This window comes from Mariniphaga anaerophila (genome assembly GCF_900129025.1).
GTDB lineage: Bacteria > Bacteroidota > Bacteroidia > Bacteroidales > Prolixibacteraceae > Mariniphaga > Mariniphaga anaerophila.
The window spans coordinates 361994-384527 of record NZ_FQUM01000005.1; the positions used below are offsets into that span (position 1 = coordinate 361994).

The following is a 22534-nucleotide window of genomic DNA, read 5'->3' on the forward strand; positions in this document are numbered from 1 at the left end:
AAGTACATGATTCCCATCTTTCTGTTACATTCAGTGACTCCCCCCCTATTGGCTTTTTATTCATCTCCCATCAGACTTTTTCGTACCCGTCCTGTTAAAATAATTTTCGATTCCTGTTGAATTTTTATCCCCCTTTACATTGATTACCCTTTCCTATCAAAGGAACCTCAAAACTCCTTCAGGAGGCATATTTTCACAAAAAACCTGCCGAAGCAGGTTTCTTTTTAATCAAATCTAACCGCGACAGGGTTAATTCTCCTATAGTCTGTAGCTAGAGAACTTTTATTCTACATATAGCAAAGCCATAGATTTAGCATTTAAACCAAATGGATCGGTAGCCTTTATATTTACTATGTAAATTCCTTTTGGGAGATTTTCGGGGATAGCAGCTTTCCATAAATGCCTTGATGGGTATTCTTTTATTTTGTAATCATGGATATTCTTGTTAATGGGAATCCCCATTTTACTTAACTCCATAATCCTATTATAATATGAATCGTACTCCAATACCTTTTCCATTGGAATCCACTTATCCTGTCCTTCAATTTGGACATCAACTTTCGTATTATTGTTTCCGGCATAAATATTGGCATAAATTACTTTATCATCAGGAGAGAATTTTTCAAACACATAATTAAAGGGAACCCAAATGTGCATTTGTCTGTCTGGTATATTCCCTGATAGTTTAAAAACAGGAGCAGGTTTGACTTTATTTGTAATATTCATAACCCAATATCCTTTCGGTGTGCCATCTTTCATAAGTGAATATGGTACGCCAAATACATCTTTTTCACCTTGCCAGTGCGAACCACATATCGCACCGGCGACAAGCTCTGTTAAAGGAGTTTCGTGAGGCCAGCCGTCTTTTTTCTCAATATCTAAATAGTATTGCGAATGAGTATGGCCTGCATATGCTGTAACATTTGGATAATCTTTAAATAGCATTAAAAATTCTTTTTTGTTTTCTAATTGTTCAACAGGAATGTGCATAAACATAAAAATGGGAGTTTCAGGAGACAAGGTCGCCAGGTAATTTTCAATAAATTTCATTTGAGCATCGTCGATACGCGCAATATAATTTGTTGAGCCTGTTGTTGTATCTGGAAAGATATTGTTGATAACAAGAAATGAGTTTTCTCCATAGTTAAAGGCATAATACGAGGGTCCAAAAACTCTCTTAAATGCTTCGTCTCTGAACGATAAATTTTCTGCTTCATAGTTCTGGTCATGATTGCCCATTACAGGATAGATAACACAACCAATTTTTCCCAAAGTTTGCTTTACAGGTTCAAGCAATGACAAATCATTATGTACTATATCGCCAAGAGGAATAACCAAATCAAAATGTTCATCAATCAGCTGCTCAGCTACCAACTTTCCGATGTAAAAAACATCGTCTTTACACTTTGGTTGTGGATCTCCCAATAATCCAACTTTCAGATTATTTTCATTTTTGTTAGGGTAAAAGGCAAAGTTTAGGATCTCAGGCAATTGGGACGGAGCGATCCCGTTTTTGATATACGCAGGAGAACCTTGTGGCTTATTAAAAGCATAGAATTGGGGGATATTGCTTTCTGATAAACGGGATATATACCCACTGGGCTTTATCACAAATATAGAAGCATTTTCAAATAGGGGCAATGTATATTTCCCCGATTTGTCAGTTTGTACAATGTCCACCCCATTTGAAACGGATACATTCATCAGCGGTTTCTCGTTTTTGTCGAATATGCCATTGTTATTTGAATCAATATAAGTGTAACCTGATATTGTTTTGTTTTGAGCAAAAGTGACAATTGTGCCCATGCACAACACAGACATTATAATAATTTTAATTTTTCCCATAATTGATTTTATTTTTCTCCGAATCGGACTAAAGGTCATCCCAGGAGAGTATTATTGTATAATTTTTAGTGGTATTAATTAGCAGAATTGATCTTAAAGATCAATTCCGCTATTATAGAATATTACCTATAACCGTTGTTGGTTGGGTCAGACTCTAACAGTGTAGGATTTTTCATTAACTCTTCTGCCGGTAACGGCCAAAGCGTATGGTATGGCCGAATGTTTTCAGCCATAGGATAAGTTGTATTTTCAAGTTTTTGCACAACATCCAATAATATTCCCCATCGTATAAGATCCATTTTCCTGTGACCTTCTCCTGCGAGTTCCCATTTGCGTTCATCGTACATTGCTTCACGAAATTTTTGTTGACTCAATCCAGATAAGGGTTTATCCGGCTCATAAGCTCTTTCTCTCACTTTGTTAATGTATTGATAAGCATTAGCAGGCCCGTTTAATTCATTTTCTGCTTCAGCAGCCATCAGATAAACGTCCGCCAATCTGAATATGACCCAGTCTTTTCCATGATTACCACGTGGAGAATTAATAAAATCCAATGCCCAATACTTTGGCATATATATGAATTTCAAATCAAACCCCAAATAATTATCGCATATTGTCATAGGTCTTCTTAAATCGTCAAGCGGAAATTTATCACGAAGATCTTGCATTACAACTTCCAGACCTGTTCCATCAAAAACCTCGCCCTGCTCCGTAAGAGCTGCCTCCAAATCATCTCTTTGTTTTGATTTTGCTGGTTCATCCCGCAACCGGGGGCTAAAGTGGTTTCCAAATTTCTGCGGATTAATATCTTTCGTATAAACAATCTGGAAAATATTTTCTTCATGAAATTCATTTAACGGATCAAAAACATCTTTGTAGTTTTCACGCAACTTGTGAGGTGAATTATTAATAATTTCTACAGCTTTATCTCTTGCCGCTTTCCAGTTTTGCTGAATAAGGTTGATCTTTACCATTAATGTCGCTGCTGCCCATTTGCTTGCCCTTCCCCTATCATCTCCTGTGTAAATATCAGGCAGAACATCTTGAGCCTGCTGCAAATCCTCCACGATTTCATTTCTGATATTGTTTTTATCATGACGACCTAAAAACTGAATTTCATCTAATGGTAAATTCTCTCTATAATAAGGGACATCGCCAAATATATTAGTTAGGTGATAGAAAGCAAAAGCCCTATTAAATAAGGCTTCTCCAAGTGCTTGGTTTTTAACAGCCTCACTTATTTGGTCATTATTTGAAATTTGACCGATCAAAACATTTGCATCATATATTATTTTATAAAGCACTCGCCAAGTGACACTTGATGCTTGCTGATCTTCATATAAATTATACATGCAAAGCTGTGCTAATCCTCCTGTACCTGCACGACTGGGTTCTATTTCGTCTGTTCCCCAATTATAAAATCTTAAAATACCATAGTTATTAAACAATTGGTCATCGTACCAATTGTTGTATAATCCATTAACTCCTGCCATAACTTCTTCATCAGTTTGGTAGTAGTTTAGTGGAGATATAATATCTCGGGGGTCTTCCTCTAAAAATTTATCACAACCGGTAAAAACCGATAATAATAAAACAATTATGAATATATTATATATTCTTTTCATCTGTATATATTTTAATAATTTTTTAATTAAATTTCTTATAATTAAAATGATGCTTTCACGCCAAAAGTTAATGTTCTAGCGTGAGGATATTCTCCACTGGCATAACCATAAACCACATTGTCAGTACCATATCTGTTAACCTCCGGATCTCCCAAACGGAAGTTTGAAAGCAAGAATAAATTTGAACCTGAAAAATATACGCTTAAACTTTGAAACTTGTCCAAACCTAATTTTTTCACCGGAAGATTGTAAGTAAAACGCAGATTCTTTAATCTTAAATGAGAACCATCTTCAATATTAACAGTATTACTTCGTGCTGTAGCTAAAGTTAATATAGTTCCTGCTCGGGGAATATCAGAAGTTGGATTATCCTGTGTCCATCTATCTGCCAATTCAGCATATTTATTTCCTTCCGGGCGACCAAAATAGGCCTGTTGGGTAAACGTATTAAACACATCGTTACCATAAGTGCCCTGCAGATAGATATCCAGTTCGAAGTTTTTCCATATAAAAGTGTTGTTTAAACTTCCTATAAAATCAGGTTGAGGGTTTCCAATAATCCCAAAATCCTGAAGATCAATAAAACCATCCTCATTTACATCTTTAAAATGGGGGCCTCCTACAAATTGTCCTGTTTGTTTACTTGCATCTATTTCTTCCTGTGAGTTCCATGTGCCTAAATATTCAACACCAACAAAAACCGGAGCAGGTTGTCCTACTATCAATCTAGAACTTACCCCGCCTGATATAGGAGATTCCAAATCAATAAATTCACTTCCTGCCAGATCTAACACTTTACTTCTATTTCCTGAAATGATCAGAGTACTTAACCACTTAAAGTTTTTTCTTGAGATGTTGGTTGAATTGAAGGTTAATTCTAACCCTTTATTGCTAATTTTACCTAAATTTTGAAGTTTAGAGGTATAGCCGGTTTGATAAGGTATCTCTACATTTAATAATAAGTCTTTTGTTACTTTCTGATAGTAATCTACCTCAAATGATAAACGGTTATTTAATATTGCTAAATCAATCCCTAAATCCAACTGATCAGTTGTCTCCCACTTTAAATCTTCATTGGCAGGTCTTCCACTTACAACTGCGGTAACAGGCAAGTCATTAAAATCTACATTTGTACCATTTAACACAGATAAAGTCCTGTAAGATCCTATTGCCTGACTTCCTGATGATCCATAACTAGCCCTCAGCTTTATTAAATCAAACACATTAAGGTTTTGGATAAAAGGTTCATGATCTAAACGCCAGGCTACACCTGCTGATGGGAAAAATGCATATTTATTTTTAGTGGTAGCAAATTTTGAAGAACCGTCAACCCTGCCTACAAGAGTGAACATATATTTATTTTTGTATGTATAATTAGCCCTTGCCAACCATGATACTAATTTGTGGTCATTCCAACCTGAACCAACAACATTACGTAACGGATCCGAACCTAATGATAAATTATTGTATGTAGTTGCATCATTTGAGAAACCATAGGCACTTGAGGCAAGGCTTTCTGTTTGTTGCTTTTGCCACGTAAAACCTCCAAGCATATTTAATCTGTGATTGCCCATTTCTTTTACATAAGTAACAGTGTTTTCGTTGAGTATATCAAACCTGTTCGATTGCGACACACTACCATCGCCACCTGCATTTGTATAGCTGTTATCAGGTAGAGTACTAGGATTATATACATTTGTTTTATAGAAGTTTAATTCTGGACCAATCGTTGATCGCAAAGTTAACCCATGAAAAAGTTCGTATTCAATAAAAAAGTTCCCAAATAAATTTGTTCTGATACTATGGTCTACTTTTAATTCAACATCAGCAACCGGATTTCTTTGTACAGAACCACTTACCGGATTTAATGCAGTATAATTGCCGTCTTCATCATAAATAGCTTTACTAGTTAAGCCCTGAATAAGTACATTGCTGAAATTAACTTTATTATTTTCTATAAAACTTCTGGATGCATTTAATTTAAACCCTACATTTACCTTTTCTGACAGTTCGATGTTAAGTTTAGAATTAAATGAATATCTATTAAATCCAGAGTTTTTGATTATACCTTCCTGGTTAAAATAATTAGCTGAAACGTAATAGTCACTTTTGGAATTCGGTGACTGACCCGCTATTGAAAGATCAACATTACTCACTGGAGCATCTCGAGTGATTGCCTTTATCCAGTTTGTATTAGGTACATTTTCAATATCTGTAAATGAAGGAGGGTTTCCTACAAATTCATATGCCTCGTTTGCCCATTCGGCGTGTTGTTGACCATCAAGCAACTCTATGTAATTAATCATTTGTTGAGTACCATGATATGCATTAAATGTTACCAATGGCTTAAATATGTCTTTTCCTGTTTTTGTAGTAATCAGAACCACCCCATTTGAACCACGGGTACCATATACAGCAATAGCTGTAGCATCTTTAAGCACCTCAATAGACTGAATGTCACTTGTATTAATATTGTTCAAATTATAGCCAATGCCCATAATATATCCGTCAACTACATAAAGAGGGTCATTATCCCCTTGGATAGAATTTCCCCCTCTGACGCGTATTAAACTAGCTGCTCCGGGGCTTCCGTCAACCTGGGTAACCTGTATACCGGCTACACGGCCTTGTAACATTTGTTCAACCCGAGCTGCCGGAATATTTTCTAACATATCTCCCTTTACAGAGGATACAGCTCCTGTTAGTTCGCCCTTTTTAATAGACCCATAGCCAATAGCAATTACTTCATCAATCCCGATAGTTACTTCTTCCATTTTTACATTAATTGTTGTTTGATTTGTAACAGCTACTTCCAATGTCTTCATCCCGATGAATGAAAATACGAGGACTGCATTAGCAGGAACATTTGCAATGAGATAATTACCATTTATATCGGTAACAACTCCGTGAGAAGTACCTTTTATAACAATAGAAACTCCTGGTAACGGCAGATTTTCTTCGTCAGCTACCCTACCTGAAACAGTTTGTTGTAGAGTTTCAGTTCCCTCTTTGTCCTTAGGTATTAATAGTATTTGGCTTCCCTGTATAGAGTAAACAATTTTAATACCCTTAAATACCTTGTCAAGTACTTCGTTAATACTATTCCCTTTGAAATCAATACTAATGGTTTGATCAAGCTTAAGTTCTTTCGAATTGTAAAAAAAAGAATAGTCCGTTTCTTCTTCAATCATTTCAAGAACCTTAGATAACTTTTGTTCCCTGACTTTTAAACTAATAGTCTGAAAAGAAGAATCTTGTGATGCTTTAACAGAGAAATTGAAAAGTGTAATCAGTAATACGCAGATTGTTACCAAATTAAGAAGCCGTCGGTTTCGTACGAAATGTTCCTGCCGGCACTTCAATGTCTGTAAATAATTCATACTTTTGTTTTTACAAGTGTTAGTTTCCTTTTATTAATTAATGCTTGCGGGTAGTGGCTCCAACACTACCCTTTTTTATTCTGTTTTTTCAAAGTGGATATGTTTTCCGTCAATCGTTGCCCTGGCGTTGGTTGAAAGTTCAATCAAACGACAAATTTCATTTATACTTTCATGCTGAACAGTGAACGTATAAGTCGGATTTTCTTCTGATAATTCAGAGGAAATTGAAATAGTATATCCAAATCGACGTTCCAATTTTTGGGCAACTTCAATAATTCCGGCATTGTGGAAAACCAATTTACCGACAGTCCATGAGGTAAAGTCAGTAGTTTTCACATTCTCCCTTTTAAGAGTTGAGCTAACAATATCAAAAACTGCCTGTTCGCCGGGAACTAACTGTTCCAACTGCTTACCCTGTTTGCTAAATAAAGCTATTGAGCCCTTTTCCAATGTTGAGGATATGGTTTGTTCATCAGGATATGCCGAAACATCAAATGACGTACCTAATACTCTAATATCCATTTGCAGAGTTTGCACAGCAAAAGGACGGGCTGCATCATGATAAACTTTAAAATATGCCTGCCCGGAAAGCGATACAATACGTTGTTTTGTTTTGTTAATATTTTCAGGATAATTTAACCGGCTTTCAGAGTTTAACCAAACTTCAGTACTATCCGGTAGAAAAAAATGCCGGATTTTTGCCCCTGTTGTTTCAACAATCAGTTGACTGGCATTTTCAGTATTATCGGCTTTTATGAAGTAATGAATTCCTACATATGTAAGCACCGGTATCAATAGTGTTGCCGCAATTTGTATAATTTGCCTGCGATTGATAGACCTCCTATGGTTACTGTTTCTTTGAACAGACAATTTCATGTTGGCTTTTACATGAATCTTTGCAAGTACCCTGTTAAGCCGGAAAAAGTCGCTTTCAGATAAATCAGTATTAATGAGTTCCCAGTGTTCCTTCAAAAGTTGCAAGACTTGTTCATTTCCGGGGTTTTCAGAAAGCCATTCCCTTATTTTCTTTTTCAGCTCCTTGTTTGCCGGATTCGAACGGAGCTGGTTCAATAATTCCTGAAATTCGTGCATCGGACATTTTATGTTGATTCGTTAGTTACACACACGAACCACCCTAAATGCCCATCCATTTAAGAATTACTTAATAAATAATGACAGAATTAACATTCCCGTAATCCCAAGACGGCTAATGAAGTGTTTTATTTCAGTTGATGCAGCGTCCATTTGATTTCGCACAGTTTTTATTGAGATTCCCAGTTTTTGAGCAATCTCAGGATAAGACAGGTCATGCGTTTGGTTTAGAACAAAAATTTCTTTTTTACGCGGGCTTAATTTTTCAACGGCCTTTTTATACACGTCCTCTAATTCTTTACAATTTAATTCCTGATCGGACGCCGGATTTAGTTCTGAACTATACTGTTTATATTCAAGGAATATGCGATGATAGTCCATTTTTCGAATATTATTGAGAATTGTATTTCTACTCATAGTAAACAGGTAAGACTCAAAAGAGCCGGAAGGAGAAAGTTCATAGCGTTTGGCCCAAATTTTAAGAAATACTTCCTGTACTGTTTCTTCAGCCTCCGCACGATTTTTTGAAAGCGAAAGTGCAAACGAAAATACCCGGGGGCTAAAGTGTTTGTAAAGACGGTCAAAAGCCTGTTCGCTCCCTTTATTTAACTGTTCTATAAGCACTTGTATTTCCGAATGCCTTATCATTTGCAAATCAGGATTGATTATTTTTCGAAAAAGACAAACTTATTCTATACTAAATACAGTTAGATTACATTACAAATAAATGAATGTTAAAAATATTTCAATGGCATATACATCTACTTCATATATCAAAGCCAATATAAATCAAGCTTACTAATCTGATAACCGCAATTAATTATTCTATCAATCGTATAATATATGAGATTATCTATTCATAAAACTGTATGTCTATCCATGTATCATTAGAGATGTATTCATTTCTTTATCCAGTTCTTCTGGATAATCCGTTTCAATTATATTTACAAACTTTTAGTCAAATGATTGGGCTAATTACCCCAATCATACTCATCGGTAATTTTCATATTGATATTAGATTCTTTGCTATTTAAAACAAAAAAATAAATAACCTTAATGTTTCCTAGTAACTATTCGGTGTTCCCGTATTGAACCTTGCCTGTTCTATTTTTTTAGCCTGCTCTTTAACTAACCGTTCATTAATCTTAACCTGCTCCCTGATAACAAAAATACTATCCCTGTTCCTGCTGTATGTAAAGATTGTTTCTAACCGAAGTAGTTCCTGTGAGCTTGCTTTTCCTTTCATTTTGATATACCGGTATTTTAAGTCGTTATCCTTTAGTTGATTATTATTTCGGAATTGCCATATATTACCGCCCCATGAAAGTAAGATGAGTAAGCCCATTGTAATAATGGTAATAGCAGTTTTACTTCTCCTAAAATCCACAATAAAAATATGTTCCTTGCGAATAACCACGTTTGCTGGAGCTTGCAAATGGTCAAGCTTTTCATTAAGTGGAACAATTATGGTTTTTAATTCAGTCAATACAGTACCAATCTTATCGTTGACTTTCCCCAGAGAGTAGCCCGCAACCTGTGCCAGAATATTCTGTAGCTCCTTTATTTGCTCCTGAGAAAATTGTTTTTGATTAACACGGTTACGTAATTCGTGCATCAATACGACAATTTCCTGAAAATCTACATTTGAGTTTGTTTGATTATCTGAAATTCCGCCTTTGCCCAACTGCTCTATTTTTTGTTTTAATTCTTCGAACAGGGCATAAACTGTTGAAGAATCCATTTTGCCTGTACCCATTGTTATTGATTTTGATATTTATAACCTGCGCCCTTTCTTCCGCCGTTTTTTCTTCATGGCTTCCTGTCTTAAATATTCGGCACGGTCTTCATCATAACCAGATGACGGATTCAGTATGTCGAACAGACCTCCCAAAGAAGAAACCGTTGTTCCAACTGCAGAAAAAAAAACCTCATTATTGCCCTGACTGTTCCAGTGTGTCGGTTCTCGTTGAATTAGCATTTTCCGGTCATTTTGCTGAAGTTGATAACTAATTTTGGAATAACTAAATGCCCTGTCAATTTTGGAGCCGTTGAATTCATATCCGTTTTTGCCAAACCGTACTCCCTGGATTTTGTCTGTACTCCCGTTTCTTCGTAATTCAGTGGTAATTCCTGATTTTCGAAGTTTGGCATCCAGTTCTTTCCAATTTCGGCATTTAGGAATCGCGGTTTGAAGTACCCTGTAAATCTCATATTTGGTTTTATCCGGTTCTTTGAGCCGGTGTTCTTTCACATTTTCTTTCCCCGAAGCAATGTAAAGCCCGTACTTTTTCGTCAGTTCCATACAAATCTTTGTGTTACGCAATTTTTCGTTTTTATCAGAAATCCGGTTCCCTTCATTATCAATCCGGTTTATCACCAGGTGGATATGCGGATGGTCGGTATCGTGGTGCCGGGCAATGATGTATTGTGTATTAGCATATCCCATTTTATCCAGGTACTCATGCGCAACATCAACCATAAATTTATCGGTTAACCGGCCTTTATCCTGTACTGAAAAATCCAGTGAGATATGTGCCACCGGCTTTGAGATTTTGGGTTTCAGTTTACTCTGGGCAATAAAGCTTTGGATGACGGATGCTTTGTCTTTTAAACGTACCCCTTCGGCAAAAAGCAAACGGGCATCCTTTTTATCCAGCAAATAGTTTACCACTCCCTTAAAACCACGTCCCTGGACAATTTTAGCAATCATCTTCTATGAGTTTAATTATTCTGTCCAGGCGTTCACTCATAAAAAGACAATGATTGTGCACTTCAATATATCCGGCGGCATTCGCTGTGCGCGCAATTTGATTGACATTATTGGCCATGCCGGAAAGCTGGCGGATGTGTCCCATCAGTCCTGGGGACAACCGCTGTTTTATCACAGTTGAGCGGATGCACTGACGGATAAATTCGCTGCGGTTAATCCCTACCAAACCAGCTTTGGCTTTCAACGAATAGTATTCTTCTGTAGCCATTTTTACAGTTATTTTATATGCTTTCTTTTCAGAAGGCTTCTTGGCTGGTCTGCCATTAATATTTCTGTTTTTTATCGTTTTCATGTAAGTTTTCATTTTAATCGTTAATGAGACCGGCGGGATGTTTTTAGCCTCGCAGAGCAAGGTTTCGGGCTGACCGAAACACAAACTTGCTCCGCTGAAAAAAGGCCTTCGTTTAGAATCTGAAACCCCGGTTTTTCTTCATTCCTTGAACCTGTTTTTTGCCACACAAACAATCATTCAAATCTTTGTATTCCGCATATTTTACCGACATGTCTTCAGCAGAGAAGCATGATGTTTTTATCTTTTGAAATGCTTTCCGTCCGCCTTCGTCATTGTCAAGAAAGGCGTAAATGTTTTTGTGTTCTTTCAGAAAAGGAAGTGCCTTCTGAATATTGGCAACCGAATTTAAAATAGCAACATCGTATCTCGTCTTATCTGTTTCTTGTATAGTTAAATAGGAAAGGAAATCCCAGAACCCTTCAAAAGCTAAACAGGTTTCATGACCGTTCTTAATGGTCGTAATTTCTTTAGGCGGAATGCAACCTTTGAAGCTCGGCGGACTACTCAACTCATATCCGCCTTTGTCATTTTCGAACCCAACTGAGAAATACATTTTGTCACGAACAGGGTAATGAACTTCCCGACAATATAAATTTGCGAGCGACAAATCAATTTTTCGCGCATTTATCCATTCAGTTAGTTTAGGATGCGAAATTGCGTGGATATCATGAATGATTATTGATGTCTTATTGTTTCCCTTTTTATCCAAAGTATTATCCCGGTGAAAAGAAAATGGATTCAGGTCGGTACCTGAAAAGTCTTTCTCCAATTGAGTTGCGGCTTCGTGAAAAGTACAATTATTCATCTTCATAACTAGGTCGATAATGGAGCCTCCTTCATTTGTACCGAAATCGCACCAGAGATTCTTGCGGTAATCCACTTTAAGACTTGCATTGTGGTCTTCGCGAAACGGACAAAAGTACATCCCGTAATAACTGAAATCTTTCTTTGGAAGAATCCCCATATTCCTCAGATATTCCCTAATACTTATTTGTTTTATGTCTGAAAGTGCCATACTTATTTTTCTTTTCATTGAGATAATTTCTCTGCTAATAATCCATATTTCGCAGAGTATCGTTACAAAGTTTTTGTTTACCAATTCATTTTTTACGTCTGGCACTTCGGGCAAGGGCTAAGCTTACTTTTGTTGAATCATGTTTGGGTTTTGTCTGGTTTTCCGCCCAAAGCAGTACTTCTTTCCGTGAAAAAACCAGCTTGTTCCCGTACGTTTTACAGGGGATTTTACCGGCAGAGGTCAACTTGTAGATTTTTGCTTTTGATGTTGGATAGCCATGTTCCTTTAGCAATTTCAAAGTATCTTTTAAGGTCATGGTATCAATCTGAGGTTGGGTAGAAGCCTGTTTGGGGAAAGCCCCGGAAACCGCTTCATTTACAATAGCCCGCAATTCTTCGGGCGTGGTTACAATAATGTTTGACATAGTTTTCAATTTTATTATTACACACCATGTTTAACTGAATCCAGATGTAAAATAAAATCAAATACAATTGATAATCAAACAGATAAATAACTTTACATAAACAAAACAAACGACGACAATGGTGATAAAATGTCGGATTGTAAAAGTATTATTCTATGAATCTTATTTACTCAGGGGAGTCAAACTATGACAAACGACGACAATGTAAAGCTGAAAACTTTTTTATTTTTTGTTCTTTTGATTTTGAAGTTGTTCCAGAATCAGGTCAGGAGGAAACACCTCCGCATTGGGTAAAACGTTTGATTGAACAGGAGTAATAAATCCATCCCTTATCCATTTATCAAGCGTTGGCCGCGAAATTTTCAGCATTTTGGCAATATCCTTTTTCGACACTATCGCCTCACCATTGACAATTTGGATAAATTCTTTGTTTACTAAAATATATCTTTTCAGGTTATTTATTGCTTTGTCTATATCCCGGATTCGGGGAGTGATTTTCTTTTTAACCGATATTTCTATGGTTTCCATATCATAATCAACCAGTTCAGGGTTTTTCTGAAGTTCTGAGACAATAGCTTCATAAACTGCTGTTTGCCTGGCTGATATTTTGTATTGCTTGCGGCGGGGCATATTACTTGTTTTTTGTCTAAGAATATCTAGTTTATCTATTGTTTAATGCCTCAACTCTCTCTTATTCAGCATTCTAGTAATTCCGGAACACCTAAATCTATCTAAAAGTTTATCTAATCCTATCTTGCATTTTCATTTTTAGATAAACTTAAGATCCAAACCGGATAACGATTTGTCCCAGTATTGATTATGGTTTTATCCTTCTTTGACATTGCATATACAATGTTCCTTACTTTATTCTCCTTTTGTTTAACTTCCAATACTGAGGGTAAGATATCCAAGATCAAATTATCAATGTCCTTTTTAGTGGCTTCCCCATATTTCTTAATAAATTCAATTATCAAGGATTTATAATGGTCATCCTTAAAACCTCTTTGTTTAATATAGTTTGCCTTTTCACCCGTTGCCTCTGCTACTTTAGATGATATATACAAATTAGGCTTACGTCCTTCAATCAGAGAATTTGTTCGAAGTATCTTGATTTCTTCATCGGATAAAGGTTTGCCTTTCTGAATTTTATCAAGAAGGATAATTTCGTCAAGACTTAAATCAGGCATTGAGGCCAATTTCTGCGCATACTTAATATCTAATACTTTCCCAATAATGGTAACAGTTACCTTATTGTTATCGAGATTATATTCAGGTAGCGGGAAGAATTTATTTTTCTGAATGACAAACATCTTCTTAATACCGCTTCCTATGGTATCTATAAGATTCAGATTTACCATTGCATTTGCCAAAAACGGATTCCGGTATTGTTCTTCAGGAGCATCTGCAGTAATAACCGACTCAACCGATTCGGGAATAAAGTGTCCTAAGTTGCTAAATGTAAGAAAACCATCTTCCCTTTCAACAACATTAATCTTTCCTCCTAAAGTATAATCCTGGTGAGCAATACAATTGTTTAGTGCTTCACGAATAATATATGGTTCAAACTGATCGACTTCATCAGGAAACAATGTGCCGGATTTCAGATAACGGTACTTCAGGTTTCTGATTTTTGCATATACATTCTCAACTTCAAGTAATAATGGACAAAAAAAGTGTTCATAATCCTTTTCAATTTTGTCACGGTCGCGTAATATCCAGGTAATCTTTGATGATGCCGGATTTATAAAAGTATCCGATTCCGGATTGCCAAGCAGCAAAATAGCTGCACGCGTTAGTTGTCCGTTGATGGTAATTTTAGCTTTATTCAAAAACGTAATGTCATCCCATGTTGGAATTTCATCCTTCAATTTAGGATGTTTCTCAGCAAATTGTTCTTTTGCCTTTTTTATAGCTTCTGCTGATAAGTTTTTTATTGTTGCATCGGGTACAATTTCGGCACTCCAATCAAGATTCGTTTGTTGATTTCGAATACGTTCAATCTTGTTAATGTTTAATCCCGTTAAACTTTCTCCGTCGCGGGCATAAAACATATTCTTCCATGCAACGGGCATTCCTTTTGGAGCTGCCGGAATCTGAAACATCAGGACATTTTTTTGTGCAACTGCAACCCGATGAACAGCAATAAAACTGAGAGTAGGAGAAGTATTTGTAGCAATTTCCTTTTTATATTCGTTCAGTTGTTTATCCGATATTTGTGTTCCAACAATATTTTTATCATTATTTACTCCAAATAGCAACCAAGCTTCCGGCTTCCCCGTCAGGTTCGCTTCGTTGCTTAATGCTGAAAAGTATTTGCCAAGCTTGTCCTTATCAAACTGATTTTTGGCTTCCTTAAACTCCAAAACCTCTGTTTCGACAGGACTTTGCAACAATTTATATAATAATTCTTCCATTAATTATTCGACTTATTCTCCAAAGTTAGTCAATAAACTCGCATTCTTTACCCGTTCTTCCTTCTCGAAGCATGCTAAATAGTTTTCTGTTGTCTTTAGATCATTGTGCCCCAGGCTTTCTGAAATATAGGCAATGTTCGCCCCCGATCTTTTAAGTACTGTTGCATAAGAATGTCGGGCTGAATATGTGCTTAAGCCTTCAATTTTCAGCGCTTTGCCAATTACTTTTAATCGCTTATTACACCGTTTAGTTACGTCTTTTACTATTCTTTTTTCAGTAAAAACAGTTTCTTTTCCATTCAGATAAGGGAAAATATATTTGTCTTGTTTTCTGGGTTTATTCCCCCATTTCTTTATAATAGCATTCATTTCTGATGTTAGAACTGCACAAATTTCTTTCTTCAGTTTAGATGTTCGGACTGTTTTAGCACGCATAAAGCAAATTTCCCCATTACGAATATTGGAGTATTTGAGTTTTAACATATCCGCAAAATTAATTCCATTACACAAGTAAGAAAAGAACCATAAATCACGATACCTTTCAGTTGTCTCGTTTCCATCAGAATAGCTTACAATTGCTTTTATCTGCTGTAAATTAAGAGCTAGTTTACGCCCCTGACCTGTTGGGATTTCAAATTTACCACTACCAAAAGGATATTGATTTTCTTTTATTACGCCTGCTTTCTTTGCATCATTGACAACGCAACGAATCGCACGACAATACATCCCAATGGTAGTATAAGCATTCCCCTCTTTTTCCATAAATTTCTCGTAACGTTTTAACCAATCTACCGTTACGGATGCAAACAGAATATTCTCTCCTGAAAAATTTTCTACGCTTCTATATGCATTTTGATAAAAAAGGTATGTTCCGACCTGATCATTATCTTTTAATGCCTGAATTTTTAGCTTAAATCCGTTATTCAGAGTATCAGTTGCAGATTTATTTAATCGTGAGTTTAAAGCCTCGAAAGAAAAGCCTCCTTCATATAATAAGGCTTTTATAACAGACTTTACCGTGTCAAAAGTATTCTGAATATCAACTTTTATTGAAATCATTTCTTTCTTCTTGCTGTCCGGTAGACTCTCCCATTCATTAATCGATAAATATTTTCCAGTTGCGTAATATTTTCGAATACGTTGAAATGTTACACGTATTTTGATAGGATATAAGTTATCATTTGTAGCCCTACGGTTATCTAAAACTGAAGAAATTGTAATCCCACTATTTGTATAGTTAAACATAAATGGTAGATTTAAAATGATTTATTTGAGTGCAAATTTCATGGGATTTGCACACAATTTGCACACAAATATAGCTATCCTTTGAAAATAAATACTACTCATGCAAAATGTAAATCGCACAAATATCTGATATGCAGCTATTAAGAAAATATTTATAAAGATATGAAAATATAAAAAAAGATACTGATTAATACTCATAATCAGGGGGTCCCTGGTTCAAGCCCAGGTGGGCCCACCCAAGTGGGGATTTTATCAAATTTGATAGAATCCCTTTTTTTATCTCCTTCCAGAACCCTTGCCAGTTGCGGGATTGAAGAAAAAAAAGAGTTCACACGCATGGTTCGATAATTGTCTAATTCACGATTATAGATAATTCCTTCAGGAAACAGCAAATTTTGAAATATACGTTTGCCATATAAATCTGAACTATCCCATAATAGCAAGGGATTCAGACATATTTTAGTCACTAAATCGATTACTTTTTTCAGGTTCGATGAATACCCACCTGTCTTGTTAAGTTCCCGTTCAATTTCGAAACATTCCTTTTCATATTTTGGCTTGAATTTATTGTAAAGGTTGCGGTCTATTTCGCCAATAACAAACCTTTCTTCCATCGTTTCCTGTTTCGCTTTCAATTCTCCGAGCTTTAATCTGAGTGCCTTTGCATTCTCAATTTGTGATTTGAAGAAGACACCCATTTGTTCTTCCAGTTGCAGCTTAATTATTTCCCGGTCTTCTTTCTCAATCCAGAAATTTTTCAACAGGCTCCTGAATTTTTCGTGCATGACCTTGGCACTCCGGTTTGCTCCACACCCTTTTGTGTTGCATTTGTAGTAATGTAATCCTTTTTTCTTTACCAAATAGCCTGTCATTGTGTTTCCGCATTTATCACATTTTGTGAAAATCTTGAGGGGAAGGTTCTCATTTTCCCTATCGTACACAAAACCATGAATACGTTTTTCGTCTTTAATGTGGTTCACCGTTAAAAAGAGTTCTTTCGTGACAAGAGGCTCATGTTTTCCCTCAATTACCTGACCTGGGATTAGCTTACTGGTAATCAGTCCGCAATAAAAAGGATTTGTAAACAGGTTATTTATATGTTTTTCGGATAATTTGACACCTATTTTCTTCATTTCACGTACAATCTCTGCATTTGATAGCTGCTGATATGCTTTCCATTCAAAAGCTTTTTTCAATAGCCTGCCTTCCTCATTAACGACCAAATTACGTTCAGTCGCTTTCCCCTTGTTTAAATCTTCATAACCGCGAGGAACTGCCCAAACCCAATAACCCTTCATTAACAGTTCCCGCATTCCTGTAACGACTTTGTCCCTTCTTAATTCATTATCCATTTGTCCGAACAGGAACAATATTTTTTGCTGAAAAGAACCTGCAGGGGTTGTTGGGTCAAGTTCTTGTGTGGTTGCCAAAGTTATGACCCCATATTTTTTAAGTAAATCGTCGGCAATTGAAGCCCCGGCAATACCGGAACGGGAAAAACGTTCGTATGAATAAACAATTACATAGTTGATGTTTTTCGAACGTTTTACAAAGGTCAGCATCCGGTTGAACTCTTTGCGGTCGTCTGTCTTTGCTGATTCATATGTTCCACCAAAATAACCTACTACATTCAATCCTTTTTTGTCAGCATACATCTCACAATAACGTTTCTGCGATGCCAAACTGGTATTGTCTTCCTGTTCTGCAGATGATACACGGGTATATATAACAGCATTATTCCCTTCCTGAAATTGTTTGGGCGCTTGCGGTGCAAATCGTTTAAAAAGGCTTAAATCGTTCATGGCAGCAAAATATGTAAAATTAAAGATTCAGGATGAAAAAGCCGTGCAAATATTGAACCAACCGGGTTGCTATTTTTTTGAAAAGAAAGCTTTGAGAATTAGCAGGGCAACGGTTTCTGCATCTTTCATAAGTCGTTCGTAACCTTCGGGGGTAATATCCCTATATTTGGGAATACGCCGGATTTTTTCCAATGGCATCCTTTCTTTGACCCTCTGGGTTGCTTCTTCAATATCCTTGTTTTCACGCTTCTGCATAGGCTGAACTGGCTTTTATCCAGTTCCAAACCTATTAAACACTTTAACTGCCTGTTGAACAGCGGTTGTCGTGTCGTTCCCTGTCTTTACTTGTCATTCCCCATTTCTGTTCATTCTAAATTTAGTAGCAGTTTCATAGAGATTTTCACAACTTTTATGTGCAGGAACAGCATCAATTCAGCCCGTCGATTATCTTCATCATTTCAAGTATAGTGCCTTTGGGTTTGGCGTTCCCTTCGGTATAATCATGAAGTTGCCCGACAATGCTTTCAGGTGTGTAAACAGTCTTAATCTCTCCACTAAAAGAGAATCTCTTTTTTCCTTTTTCATTGAAGAAAAGGGTTATGCTCTCTAGAAATTTATCTGCTGTTTCCTGCTTATCAAAGATAAGGCTTGTTAAACGTTGCTTCTTATAAAAAATGGTCAGTTCGGCTACGGTTTTTTTTTCTTCCATGGCTAAAGTAGATTGGCTTAATTACAATAATACAAAAATTATCAGTGACGTTCGGCAATATTCTCATAGAGAATTAATTAAAGAGATGAAGTATATTTACCAACGTTCTATAAATTTTCTTTTTCTCTCCCAGTCGGCATATTTTAATGCACTCTCTATCCGAGAGTTTATATATTGCTTTATAGGTATCAATTTTATTCCTAAAGAAGATTTTTCTATAATTGAAAGAATATTTCTCCATTCAGATGCCTCCAAGTCACCCAAAATGACATCTCCACTTACAACGCCACTCCCATTTCCTCTCCACCAAATTTTAGAAAACAGTTCTACATCTTGTGTTATTGATATAAATTGTAATAAAATGTCATTGTAATATTCTTTCAGAGAATGTCTCACTATATCAACAACAATATTAATCTTGTCGGAATCCCTATAGTATCTTTTACAGTAATCTAACAAAAATAGCTTTGCACGTATTTTTGCTTCTCCTTGTATATTCCAAAAGAAAGAATTACAAAAATGTTTTAATATCCCCATATATGGTTCTTTCTTATTGGTTAAGTCAAAAACTTCTTCCAAGGGTTGCTCTATATTGTCAATCTGCCAAACAATTCCTAACTCATGATTATCGTCAAGGTAATGCTTTGAAGATTCCTTTAGGTATAAAGCATTTATATACTCAACTAAAAAATGATTGTCTTTAGCTAATATCTTTAAGAGCCCCTTTTTCTCATAGTCAAAATGATTTTGCATTATAACCTGTTGGGTGTAAGCTTTCTTTATCAAATCAATATCATTACCTAAATGCTCGAAATAATCATTGAAAAAGTCCATCCAGATATAAACCTTATCTTCACCAGCATTTCTATCAACAATAATTTGAAGCAATTCTTCAAAGAGTTTTGGCTCAACATTAATAAATCGATGCAAACCTCCAAAATAAATAGAGTTTCCTTGATTTAATCTGATAATACTACTTTTTATGGCAGGAGTATATTTGTTGTTTATTAACTCATCAGCAATATTATTATAAAAAGACAATTCCCATGAAGATTTGCCTTCAAAGTCTTTTTCTTGCAAAATATTCCATACAAAGTCAGCTTTTTCTTTTGTTGTTAATTGGTTGCGAAAAGTGATTCTTGGTACATAATCAATTACATTGTTTGCAATTGTTTCTTTTAAAAGCTGACAACCTAATTCAAAATTCCGGGTACAATTTTCGTCTACTATTATATCGAATACATTGTTGTAATTCCATCTATTGCTTTCTCTTTCAGCATTCTTCAGAAAAATGAAATTTTCATAAAATGATTTTAATTCTGACACAGAATTGAAGATTAAAGAACTTCTTATTTCAGACTCTTTCAGTTTTTCATATTCTCTATGATTATCAAAATCATAGCTTTCTTTATCCCTCAATCTATCCCAATTGACTTTCAAAAACAATTCATACAGAGGATTAATAAATTTTGAATACAGTAAATCAAAATCAGGATGAATGACACTATTTCTTTTGCACCATATAATTTGCTCGTGTACATATCTGCAATGTTCAAAAGAATCCGGCGTTAAATATTTTTCTATTAAATCAACAACAAAAGGTGTATCATATTCCATTATATCCTTTATGACATCGGGGCTTCTTTGGGCATAACTCTGTTGTAACGAAAAAGCACCTGTTGGAAAGTTCAAAAAATTCTTGTCTGTGTTTTCCCAAATAGCCTTTCGGAAGTTTCTAATTTTAGCATTGTTCGGGATAGGATATTCATAAAACATAATGGAATGATTCCTTCCTCCCTTGGTCTGGCGGTATTTAAAAGAAAGAAATGTTTGGGAAAGTTCAAAGAATACCTTAGAGTAAAGTAAATCTTTGTTATTTAGCCCCTTTATTAATATCTGGAAAAGAGTATCTTGCCTTGAAAATCCATATTGTTCATCTTCCCAGTCAAAAGTTAATGACTCTTTAATTTTATGAATTAATTCAGGTAAATGTTTCGGTAATTTCCGGGTATATTCAAAAGACAATTCAATAACATCTTTCAACTTATTCTGAAAGCGGAAAAATTCTCCTAACAATTCTATTATCTTATTCTGTGCAAAAGCAAAATCATTTGTCTCATATTCAACTTCATAAGAAGAAACGGTGCTTTCAGGAAGTGTTTCGACTATATTATATACAAATTCTAAAGCCTCATTTTGCAGGTAAAACCAAAATACGGACAATAGTTTTAAACTTCTCTCCTCATCAAGTTTTATTGTATTCCAATATTTTTGTAAAACCGGTTGGAGTTTCCCCATAACATTTTCATACCCAAATGTATTATTTGCAGGGATAACACAATCGGTAAAACGGGCGGAGTTATTATCAAAATACTTGTCAAAGAGAACCTCAAATGAAAGCAGGCTATCTTTTATAAAGGCTTTGTAGAAAAAATAGGTGGATATATTTTGTTCCGATATTTTTACGTATTCATATTGAACTTCAACCAATTCTAACCTATCTAATTTTTCGATACAATCAAAAAATGTATTGTAATGTATCCCAAAGTTTTCAAGAATCGGTTGGACTGTTTCCCTGTCTTTATACGGAATTGCATAAAAAAAGGCGATTATTCCGAGTGTTTTTATATTTATGGTACTTGCAAATTCTCCTTCATCTTTAATGAAAGTTGAATAATATTTTTCAAAAAGGTCTGAAACATCGGCTAAAGCATATATATTTTGTTTTTCTCTTGCTAATAACGCTGTCATTATTGCGATTCTCGGATTTCCATCCGCAATTCGAATAATCTCTTTATGGTATTGAGAATTTAATATACCAAAAGGTTCTTCTTTTACAATATCTGTTATTTGTTCGTCTGTGAACTTATTTATGGTGTAAGACACAAAATAAAAATCCTTACATAGCATCTCTACTATATAGAAAGCATAATCCCTTACCGTTATTAATATTTTCAAATTACCAGTCCTTTGAGCTTTATAAAAACCAATAATTTGATTAAAAGAATCGATTCGGTTTGCATCGTCAACAAATAGGATATAATCTTTTTCTGTATTTAAATTTTGGTATAAATCTTCTAACAAAGGAGCATTCTTATAAGAAATGCAAAAGGGTGTATATGTAGGGCTTTCTTTTACAAAATCGTTAATGGTTTCGAGTGCAAGTTTAGTTTTCCCTACTCCCGGAGAACCATACAGGATTATCAAGTCATTTTTAGAAATCAGGTTTTTTAAATCTTTTAATTCGGTTTCTCTATGAAGGAAGGGATTATTGAGTGGCGTTGCGATACCTTTGGAAGCCTTATTATATTCCGTAATAAATTTTTCAACAGAAACTATTTGCCCTGTATCCAGTGGCAATCCCAAATAATCATGAACTAAATTTCTATGCTGCAAATGCAACTCTAAAGCTAAAGCATCAAGAGTATAAACTGTCAATCTAATTCTCGTTTTAGATAATAAAGTCTCCAGGTCTTTTATTGCTTTTGCTTTAAGATTAAAGTTGATACAAATTATTATTTCTGCAATTTCCGTTAACGGAATTCCTGTCTTTTTTACATCTATACATTTTTTAATATCTTCTTTCAGTTTGGGTAGTCCTTGTGTGACGTTGGTGGAATATTCAACGAAAATATATTTCTTATTTGGAAGCTGTAAAAAAGTATCAGGAGTTCCTTTAGTTGTTTTTTGCTTTCCAGTTTGGCTTCCTGTTCTTGAGAAAGCCTTATAATTATCATTTCTTAAAATAAGGAAACTATCACATAGTTCTTGAAATACGGTTTCATTAATTGAAACTAAAGCATTTTCTATTGTTTGAAGCCTACTCATCTAATTTTGGATTAATATTATTTTCAATACTTAACGAGTGAAATTTGAGAAAGAAACCTGTTAAGATAAAAATACTCATAAAAAAAGACCTAT

At 35.3% G+C, this 22534-nt stretch carries 17 protein-coding genes; all 17 read right to left on the reverse strand.

The window, feature by feature from the left end; genetic code table 11:
• Positions 1 to 282: 282 nt before the first annotated feature.
• The 17 genes from BUB08_RS12455 to BUB08_RS12535 all read right to left on the reverse strand — a co-directional run bounded on the left by BUB08_RS12455 (position 283) and on the right by BUB08_RS12535 (position 22441).
• Positions 283 to 1845 carry a calcineurin-like phosphoesterase C-terminal domain-containing protein gene (locus tag BUB08_RS12455; protein ID WP_073002191.1) on the reverse strand — a complete coding sequence of 521 codons (1563 nt, stop codon included), beginning with the start codon at positions 1843 to 1845 and terminating at the stop codon, positions 283 to 285.
• 122 nt (positions 1846 to 1967) lie between these two features.
• A complete protein-coding gene (locus BUB08_RS12460) occupies positions 1968 to 3470 on the reverse strand; it encodes a RagB/SusD family nutrient uptake outer membrane protein (RefSeq protein WP_073002192.1) in 1503 nt (500 codons plus the stop codon).
• Between the two features lie 41 nt (positions 3471 to 3511).
• Positions 3512 to 6661 carry a TonB-dependent receptor gene (locus BUB08_RS12465; protein WP_175550001.1) on the reverse strand — a complete coding sequence of 1050 codons (3150 nt, stop codon included), beginning with the start codon at positions 6659 to 6661 and terminating at the stop codon, positions 3512 to 3514.
• Positions 6662 to 6925: 264 nt separating this feature from the next.
• Positions 6926 to 7942, reverse strand: a complete 1017-nt coding sequence (locus BUB08_RS12470) for a FecR family protein (protein WP_073002193.1) — start codon at positions 7940 to 7942, stop codon at positions 6926 to 6928.
• Between the two features lie 66 nt (positions 7943 to 8008).
• The gene (locus tag BUB08_RS12475) at positions 8009 to 8590 is read right to left on the reverse strand and encodes an RNA polymerase sigma factor (protein ID WP_073002194.1); all 582 of its coding nucleotides are present in this window, start codon (positions 8588 to 8590) and stop codon (positions 8009 to 8011) included.
• Between the two features lie 415 nt (positions 8591 to 9005).
• Positions 9006 to 9698: a hypothetical protein gene (locus tag BUB08_RS12480; protein WP_073002195.1), complete on the reverse strand. Its 693-nt coding sequence runs from the start codon at positions 9696 to 9698 to the stop codon at positions 9006 to 9008.
• A gap of 18 nt (positions 9699 to 9716) precedes the next feature.
• A complete protein-coding gene (locus BUB08_RS12485; RefSeq protein WP_073002196.1) occupies positions 9717 to 10652 on the reverse strand; it encodes a relaxase/mobilization nuclease domain-containing protein in 936 nt (311 codons plus the stop codon).
• Positions 10642 to 11004, reverse strand: coding sequence for a plasmid mobilization protein (locus BUB08_RS12490; RefSeq protein ID WP_073002289.1), 363 nt, complete (start codon positions 11002 to 11004; stop codon positions 10642 to 10644). Before BUB08_RS12490 ends, BUB08_RS12485 begins: the two co-directional genes overlap by 11 nt.
• 112 nt (positions 11005 to 11116) lie before the next feature.
• Positions 11117 to 12037, reverse strand: coding sequence for a toprim domain-containing protein (locus tag BUB08_RS12495; protein ID WP_083570750.1), 921 nt, complete (start codon positions 12035 to 12037; stop codon positions 11117 to 11119).
• Between the two features lie 67 nt (positions 12038 to 12104).
• Complete coding sequence (locus BUB08_RS12500; RefSeq protein WP_073002197.1) at positions 12105 to 12443, reverse strand: helix-turn-helix domain-containing protein; 339 nt, start codon at positions 12441 to 12443, stop codon at positions 12105 to 12107.
• Between the two features lie 222 nt (positions 12444 to 12665).
• Entirely contained in the window at positions 12666 to 13073 is a 408-nt protein-coding gene (locus BUB08_RS12505) for a helix-turn-helix transcriptional regulator (RefSeq protein ID WP_073002198.1), read from the reverse strand.
• Between the two features lie 119 nt (positions 13074 to 13192).
• Positions 13193 to 14857 carry an RNA-binding domain-containing protein gene (locus BUB08_RS12510; protein ID WP_073002199.1) on the reverse strand — a complete coding sequence of 555 codons (1665 nt, stop codon included), beginning with the start codon at positions 14855 to 14857 and terminating at the stop codon, positions 13193 to 13195.
• 12 nt (positions 14858 to 14869) lie between these two features.
• Positions 14870 to 16102 (reverse strand): site-specific integrase, encoded by a 1233-nt coding sequence (locus BUB08_RS12515; RefSeq protein ID WP_073002200.1) that lies wholly within the window; start codon positions 16100 to 16102, stop codon positions 14870 to 14872.
• A gap of 200 nt (positions 16103 to 16302) precedes the next feature.
• A complete protein-coding gene (locus BUB08_RS12520; protein ID WP_073002201.1) occupies positions 16303 to 17904 on the reverse strand; it encodes a recombinase family protein in 1602 nt (533 codons plus the stop codon).
• A 69-nt stretch (positions 17905 to 17973) separates the two neighbouring features.
• Positions 17974 to 18159: a hypothetical protein gene (locus tag BUB08_RS12525; RefSeq protein WP_073002202.1), complete on the reverse strand. Its 186-nt coding sequence runs from the start codon at positions 18157 to 18159 to the stop codon at positions 17974 to 17976.
• A gap of 172 nt (positions 18160 to 18331) precedes the next feature.
• Positions 18332 to 18613, reverse strand: coding sequence for a hypothetical protein (locus BUB08_RS12530; protein ID WP_073002203.1), 282 nt, complete (start codon positions 18611 to 18613; stop codon positions 18332 to 18334).
• 96 nt (positions 18614 to 18709) lie between these two features.
• Positions 18710 to 22441: an nSTAND3 domain-containing NTPase gene (locus BUB08_RS12535; protein WP_073002204.1), complete on the reverse strand. Its 3732-nt coding sequence runs from the start codon at positions 22439 to 22441 to the stop codon at positions 18710 to 18712.
• Between the last annotated feature and the right edge of the window lie 93 nt (positions 22442 to 22534).

What these genes read in the sequence shown, in the direction of transcription:
- BUB08_RS12470 (WP_073002193.1), bottom strand. Translation starts at nt 7,942, where the DNA reads ATGCACGAATTTCAGGAATTATTGAACCAGCTCCGTTCGAATCCGGCA.
- BUB08_RS12515 (WP_073002200.1), bottom strand. Translation starts at nt 16,102, where the DNA reads ATGTTTAACTATACAAATAGTGGGATTACAATTTCTTCAGTTTTAGAT.
- BUB08_RS12505 (WP_073002198.1), bottom strand. Translation starts at nt 13,073, where the DNA reads ATGCCCCGCCGCAAGCAATACAAAATATCAGCCAGGCAAACAGCAGTT.
- BUB08_RS12510 (WP_073002199.1), bottom strand. Translation starts at nt 14,857, where the DNA reads ATGGAAGAATTATTATATAAATTGTTGCAAAGTCCTGTCGAAACAGAG.
- BUB08_RS12465 (WP_175550001.1), bottom strand. Translation starts at nt 6,661, where the DNA reads ATGATTGAAGAAGAAACGGACTATTCTTTTTTTTACAATTCGAAAGAA.
- BUB08_RS12520 (WP_073002201.1), bottom strand. Translation starts at nt 17,904, where the DNA reads ATGAACGATTTAAGCCTTTTTAAACGATTTGCACCGCAAGCGCCCAAA.
- BUB08_RS12455 (WP_073002191.1), bottom strand. Translation starts at nt 1,845, where the DNA reads ATGGGAAAAATTAAAATTATTATAATGTCTGTGTTGTGCATGGGCACA.
- BUB08_RS12535 (WP_073002204.1), bottom strand. Translation starts at nt 22,441, where the DNA reads ATGAGTAGGCTTCAAACAATAGAAAATGCTTTAGTTTCAATTAATGAA.
- BUB08_RS12525 (WP_073002202.1), bottom strand. Translation starts at nt 18,159, where the DNA reads ATGCAGAAGCGTGAAAACAAGGATATTGAAGAAGCAACCCAGAGGGTC.
- BUB08_RS12460 (WP_073002192.1), bottom strand. Translation starts at nt 3,470, where the DNA reads ATGAAAAGAATATATAATATATTCATAATTGTTTTATTATTATCGGTT.
- BUB08_RS12495 (WP_083570750.1), bottom strand. Translation starts at nt 12,037, where the DNA reads ATGAAAAGAAAAATAAGTATGGCACTTTCAGACATAAAACAAATAAGT.
- BUB08_RS12500 (WP_073002197.1), bottom strand. Translation starts at nt 12,443, where the DNA reads ATGTCAAACATTATTGTAACCACGCCCGAAGAATTGCGGGCTATTGTA.
- BUB08_RS12490 (WP_073002289.1), bottom strand. Translation starts at nt 11,004, where the DNA reads ATGAAAACGATAAAAAACAGAAATATTAATGGCAGACCAGCCAAGAAG.
- BUB08_RS12485 (WP_073002196.1), bottom strand. Translation starts at nt 10,652, where the DNA reads ATGATTGCTAAAATTGTCCAGGGACGTGGTTTTAAGGGAGTGGTAAAC.
- BUB08_RS12480 (WP_073002195.1), bottom strand. Translation starts at nt 9,698, where the DNA reads ATGGGTACAGGCAAAATGGATTCTTCAACAGTTTATGCCCTGTTCGAA.
- BUB08_RS12475 (WP_073002194.1), bottom strand. Translation starts at nt 8,590, where the DNA reads ATGATAAGGCATTCGGAAATACAAGTGCTTATAGAACAGTTAAATAAA.
- BUB08_RS12530 (WP_073002203.1), bottom strand. Translation starts at nt 18,613, where the DNA reads ATGGAAGAAAAAAAAACCGTAGCCGAACTGACCATTTTTTATAAGAAG.